The organism is Inquilinus sp. (assembly GCF_057815775.1).
Genome location: NZ_JBYRFX010000640.1, coordinates 1 through 5,981, shown reverse-complemented (window position 1 = coordinate 5,981; position 5,981 = coordinate 1). Strand labels below are relative to the sequence as shown.

Below are 5,981 nucleotides of genomic sequence, written 5' to 3'. Positions count from 1 at the left end.
CACCGCCCGGGTGCGGAGGAAGCCCAGCATCGCCGGCCAGTCATAGGGCGGACGATAGCGCAGCCGCAGTTCCACGCCGGTCGCCGCGACCGACCCTTCCGGCAAGGCGGCGACGGCTTTGCGGCGGATGGCGCTGGGTGGGCGTTTAAACAACTGTAGAAACGTCTCGTTGAAGCGGCGGACGCTGCCGAAGCCGGCGGCCAGCGCGATCTCCGCCATCGGCAGCCGCGTGTCGTGGATCAGCTGCTTGGCGAACAGCACCCGGCGGGTCTGGGCCACCGCCACCGGCGTGGCGCCGAGATGCTGCTTGAACAGGCGGCGCAGCTGCCGCCCGCCGATGCCCAGCCGCTCGGCCAGATGATCGACGCTGGCTTCATCGCCGTCCAAAGCGCCGTCGGCGATCAGCGCCAGGCCGCGCGACACGGTGTTGGAGGTGCCGCGCCAGACGCCGACATCGGGGGCAGTCTCCGGCCGGCAGCGCAGGCAGGGCCGGAAGCCATCCTCCTGCGCCGCCGCGGCCGAGCCATAGAACCGGCAGTTCTCGAATTTGGCCGTGCGGGCCGGGCAGACCGGGCGGCAGTAGATGCCGGTCGAGGTCACGCCAACGAAGATGCGCCCATCGAACCGCGGATCGCGGGTCTGCAGCGCCCTGTAGCAGGCTGCGGGGTCGAGCTGTTCCATGGCCCGACGATGCCACGGGCGCGGATCCCGTGCTCGCGGTTTTCGGACATGGTCATCGCCCGATGGCGGTTTTCGGACACGATCGGCGAGGAAGATTCAGGCCGCTATTTCCCGGGAGCCGCCGGCACGTACCAGCCGCTGGGCAGGCCGCTGGACTGGCGCCGCACCGGGGCCGGGCCGGTCGCCGCCGGGGCAGGAGTGCGTGCGACGCGGGTCGGCGCGACCGCCGGCTGCGTCTGGGCACGCAGGACCGGCTTCGGCGTTGCGACGGGCGCCGCCCGGACCGGCATCGGCGCCACCGGTGCCGGGGCCGGCCGCTGCGGTTCCGAGGCCGCCATCGCCAGCAGCACGTCGTCGACCGGCGCGACCTGTGGCCGGTCCGGGATCGGCGCCATCCGCACCGGCGCCGGGCGGACCACGGCCACCGGTGCCGGCGCGACCCGGTCCGGGATCGGCTGCATCGCCACCACCACCGGGCGCGACACCATTGGTTGCGCTGGGGCCGGCCGCGCCGCGGCCGGCTGGTCCGGAATCGGCAGCATCTGGATCTGCTGCACCGGTAACTGGCCGGTCCGGCCGGCGATTGCCGTCTCGACCCGCTGCCGGGTCTGCTGTTCGCCGGGCGACAGGGTGTCGGGGATCGGCTGCATCGCCGCCACCACCACCGGTGCGCCGGCGACCCCCGTCCGGGCATCCACCGCGCCGTCGACGCGCTGGCGGATCTGCTGCTCGGCGTATTGGGTCATCCGGTCGGGCGGGCTCGATCCCGGCGTGATGCCGGCGATCTGCGTGCCGATGGTCTCCATGTATCGCCGGGTCTCCGGCGGCAGGTCACGGCCCTGCTCGACATACTGCTTGTAGCGGCCCGGCCCGGCATTGTAGGCGCCGAGGAAGCCCGGCGAGCCGTACATGTCGTACAGCTCCCGGATATAGGCGGTGCCGGCCATGATGTTGTTGTCGGGGTCATAGGGATCGCGGCCGAGGCCGTGTTTCTCGCGCAGCTCCGCATAGGTGTCGGGCATCACCTGCATCAACCCCTGGGCGCCGGCCGAACTGGTGATCGGCTGGCCGCCCTTCCAGGTGGTGCGGCCGCCGCTTTCCACGCGCATCACCTCGCGGATCCATTCCGGCGGCACGTTGAATCGCTTCGACGCCTTTTGGATCTGCGGCTCCCAATAGGACACGTCGGCGCCGGACGGCGCCCGGGGTTTGTCGCCGCAGGCACTGATCAGTCCAGCGACCAGACCGAACATCAGCGCGGTCCTCAGCCAAGCTCCCCTACCGGCCATGACGGCCCCCCTGTAACACCGGGCGAACGCTCCACCTGCACGCCGAACCTGCGTCACAATCTCAGCGACTGGACGCAAGGCATTCAAACATATAATTTTTGTCGAAACAATGGCGGCAGCGTCATGGCCGATGGCCCCTGGCCATTCCGTCCGCGCAGGACTGGAATCCCGCTGCGTCGGGCGCGTCCGGCCCTGTATAAGCGGCCACGAACGATCACATCGGGGGCTCGCGATGACCGCGATCGGCGACCTTCCCACCAGCCTGCTGATCCTCGCGGAAACGGCGATCACCGCCGCGGGGCTGGTGCTGGAGCCGCTTCGCCCAGGCCACGCCAATCTGCTGTTCGACGGCTTCGCCGACCCGGCGCTCTACCGCTTCATTCCGCAGGATCCCCCGGTTGATGTCGCAGCCTTGCGGGCCCGCTATGGCCGCCTCGCCGGGCGGCAGCCGCCTTCCGGCGGCCAGGTGTGGCTGAACTGGACGATCCGGCTCGACCCCGGCGACGCCTATGCCGGGCTGGTCGAGGTCACGGTGCACGGGTCCGGCGCTGCCGATATCGCCTATTTCATCTTTACCGGGTGCCAGGGCCGCGGCATCGGCCGACGGGCGGTGGCGGCCGCGGTCGAGGCGCTGGCGCACGCCCCTGCCGTGACCGCGATCGGCGCGTCGATCGACACCCGCAACACCGGATCGATCGCGCTGGTCACGGCCCTCGGCTTCGAACGGACCCGCCTCACCGAGAATGCCGACCGGTTCAAGGGCGCCACCAGCCACGAATTGCACTACCAGCTGCCGCTGCGGCGCTGACGGTCAGGCTTCGGTCACGCCGCCGCCGGTTCGTCCTTGGGTGGCGCGTCCTCGGGCGGCGGGGTCAGGCCGTCGCCGGTGCGGGCGGCCTGCACCACCAGCTTGGCCTTGTCCTCGCCGAAGCCGAGGCTGCGCAAGGCGTAGCCGATCATGCCCAGCGCCAGCTCGCGTTCGCCCATCACCACCAGCCCGGCGCCTTGGCGTTCGAGATAGGCCAGCTGTGCCTCGCTGTGGCTGCGCACCACCGTGTCGATCTCCGGCTTCAGCCGGCGCGCAGTGGTGATGATCTGGCCGGCCATGAAGCCATCCGGCGTCGCCGCCACCAGCAGCCTGGCGTGGCGCACCCCCGCGGCTTCGAGGATCACCTCCTCCGCCGCATTGCCGTAGACGGCCTGGATGCCCTCGGCCCGCAACTCCTCCAGCCGCGCGCGATTCTGCTCGATCACGACGAAGGGCAGGCCCTGCTTGATCAGGGTGCGGCCGACGAAGCTGCCGACCCGGCCGTAGCCGACGATGATGGCATGGTCGCGCAGGGCCTTGGCCGAGGGGTCGACCGCGGCCGGCTCGTTCGCCGCCGGCCGGTCGAGGATCACCGTCAGCCGCGGCCGGGCCTGCACCCAGCGCGTCAGCGGCTCGATCCCGGCGAAGCACAACGGATTCAGCGTGATCGACAGGATCGCCCCGGCCAGGATCAGGTCGCGGCCCTCGGTCGGCAGCAGGCCGAGGGTGACGCCCAGCCCGGCCAGGATGAAGGAGAATTCGCCGATCTGCGCCAGGCTGGCTGAGATGGTCAGCGCCGCCTTCAGCGGATAGCGGAAGGCCAGCACGATGGCGAAGGCGGCCAGCGACTTGCCGAAGATGATGGTCAGCACCACCGCCAGCACCGCCAGCGGCTCGCGCACCAGGATCGACGGGTCGAACAGCATGCCGACCGAGACGAAGAACAGCACGGCGAACGCGTCCTGGAACGGCAGGGTCTTGGCCGCGGCCTCGTGGCTGAGGTCGGATTCGCTGAGCACCACGCCGGCGAAGAAGGCGCCGAGGGCGAAGGAGACGCCGAACAGCTCGGCCGAGCCGAAGGCGATGCCGAGCGCGACCGCCAGCACCGACAGGGTGAACAGTTCGCGCGACCCGGTGCGGGCGACCTGCTGCAGCAGCCACGGCACCACCCGGCGCCCGACCACCAGCACCAGCACGACGAACAGCACCACCTTGCCGATGGTCAGCGCCAGGGTCAGGGCGAGGCTGTCGCCGCCGAAGCTGCCGGCGAGGCTGCTGCCCTTGCCGCCGAGCGACGGGGCCAGGGCCGGCAGCAGCACCAGCGCCAGCACCATGGCCAGATCCTCGACGATCAGCCAGCCGACCGCGATCCGCCCTTCCCTTGTGTCGACCGCATGCCGTTCCTCCAGCGCCCGCAGCAGCACTACGGTGCTGGCGACCGACAGGGCGAGGCCGAAGACCAGGCCGGCGCCGAAGCTCCAGCCCCACACCATGGTGATGCCGATGCCGATCGCGGTGGCGACCGCGATCTGGACGATGGCGCCCGGCAGGGCGATGGCGCGGACCGCGATCAGGTCGCGGATCGAAAAGTGCAGGCCGACACCGAACATCAGCAGGATCACGCCGATCTCGGCGAGTTGCCCGGCCAGGCCATTGTCGGCAACGAATCCGGGGGTGAAGGGGCCGACCGCGACGCCGGCAAGGAGGTAGCCGACCAGCGGCGACAGCTTCAGCCGGTGGGCTATGAAACCGAAGCCGAACGCGATGACCAGGCCCATGACGATGGTGGCGATGAGCGTGGTCTCGTGCGGCATGCGGCGTCCCTCCTTCAACCTGGATTTTCTCCTTTCAGTCTAACAGCTTCGCACCGGTTTCAGACAGCGCGCCGAGGCGCCCGAGGCAATCGAACGCAGGCTCTCTGCGAGAGGTTGCGCGAGCCTGGACATCGCGGCCAAAGCAACCCATCACTGGGTCTCTGCCGGCAAACGGGCGTGCGAGCGGATCATGTCCACGACAGCAACCACGGTCTCCGACTCCGCAGGCACCGCCCGGCCGAGTTTCGGCGAGGCGCTGAAGGTCTGGGCCAGGATCGGCCTGCTGAGCTTCGGCGGGCCGGCCGGGCAGATCGCGCTGATGCACAAGACGCTGGTCGACGAACGGCGCTGGATCGGCGAGCAGCGATTCCTGCATGCGCTGAACTACTGCATGCTGCTGCCAGGGCCAGAGGCGCAGCAGCTGGCGATCTATATCGGCTGGCTGCTGCACCGGACGGCAGGCGGCCTGGTGGCCGGCATCCTGTTCGTGGTGCCCGGCGCGCTGGTGATGCTCGGCCTCAGCATCCTCTACGCCTGCTTCCGCCAGGTGCCGCTGGTCGATGCCATCTTCTTCGGCGTGAAGGCCGCGGTCCTGGCCGTGGTGGTGGAGGCCGTCATCCGCATCGGACGACGGGCGCTCAAGAATCGGGCGATGGTCGCCATTGCCGCGGCGGCCTTCGTCGGCATCTACGCGCTGAAGATCCCCTTTCCGATCATCATCCTCGCGGCCGGGATCGCCGGCTGGATCGGCAGCCGGCGGGCCCCGGCATTCTTCACCAGCGCCGGCCAGACCGGCGGCGCCGCAGGCCCGGCCGTCACCGGCGTGGTGGACGCAATGTTCGAGCGCGGCGAGCTGACCCATGCCGAACCATCTTGGCCCCGCGCGCTCCGCGTGCTGGCGATCTGGCTGCCGCTCTGGCTCGGGCCGGTGGTTCTGCTGTGGGCGTTCACCGGCTCGGCCAGCGTCTGGACCCAGATCGGCGGCTTCTTCAGCACCATGGCTGTCATCACCTTCGGCGGCGCCTATGCCGTGCTGGCCTATGTCGCCCAGGCCGCCGTCGACACCTTCGGCTGGCTCGGACCGGGAGAAATGGCGGACGGGCTGGGGCTCGCCGAGACGACGCCGGGGCCGCTGATCATGGTGCTCCAGTTCGTCGGCTTTCTCGCGGCCTACCGCGACCCCGGCGAGCTGAACCCGGTCCTTGCCGGCAGCCTCGGCGCCCTTCTCACCACATGGGTCACCTTCGCCCCGTGCTTCATGTGGATCTTCCTCGGCGCGCCCTATGTCGAGACCTTGCGCGGCAACCGCGCGGTGTCAGCGGCGCTGTCCGCCATCACCGCCGCCGTGGTCGGGGTCATCCTCAACCTGGCGCTGTGGTTCGCGCTGCA

General features: G+C 70.2%; 5 protein-coding genes. 2 read left to right on the top strand and 3 right to left on the bottom strand.

Annotated elements, in window-relative coordinates:
• Positions 1-681, bottom strand: a 681-nt coding sequence (locus AC3XYG_RS22205) for a bifunctional transcriptional activator/DNA repair enzyme AdaA (RefSeq protein WP_489142044.1), incomplete at its 3' end; no start/stop codon positions are given.
• Between the two features lie 104 nt (positions 682-785).
• Complete coding sequence (locus AC3XYG_RS22200) at positions 786-1,934, bottom strand: lytic transglycosylase domain-containing protein (protein WP_489142043.1); 1,149 nt, start codon at positions 1,932-1,934, stop codon at positions 786-788.
• 268 nt (positions 1,935-2,202) lie between these two features.
• On the opposite strand from AC3XYG_RS22200, the gene AC3XYG_RS22195 reads away from it, so the two are divergent.
• Positions 2,203-2,778 carry a GNAT family N-acetyltransferase gene (locus AC3XYG_RS22195; RefSeq protein WP_489142042.1) on the top strand — a complete coding sequence of 192 codons (576 nt, stop codon included), beginning with the start codon at positions 2,203-2,205 and terminating at the stop codon, positions 2,776-2,778.
• Between the two features lie 14 nt (positions 2,779-2,792).
• Here the strand turns inward: AC3XYG_RS22195 and ybaL are convergent, their stop codons facing one another.
• Positions 2,793-4,592 (bottom strand): YbaL family putative K(+) efflux transporter, encoded by a 1,800-nt coding sequence (gene ybaL, locus AC3XYG_RS22190; RefSeq protein ID WP_489142041.1) that lies wholly within the window; start codon positions 4,590-4,592, stop codon positions 2,793-2,795.
• A gap of 190 nt (positions 4,593-4,782) precedes the next feature.
• Between ybaL and chrA the strand changes: the two genes are divergently transcribed.
• Positions 4,783-5,981 (top strand): chromate efflux transporter (chrA, locus tag AC3XYG_RS22185; RefSeq protein WP_489142040.1); only part of this gene is annotated, 1,199 nt, incomplete at its 3' end.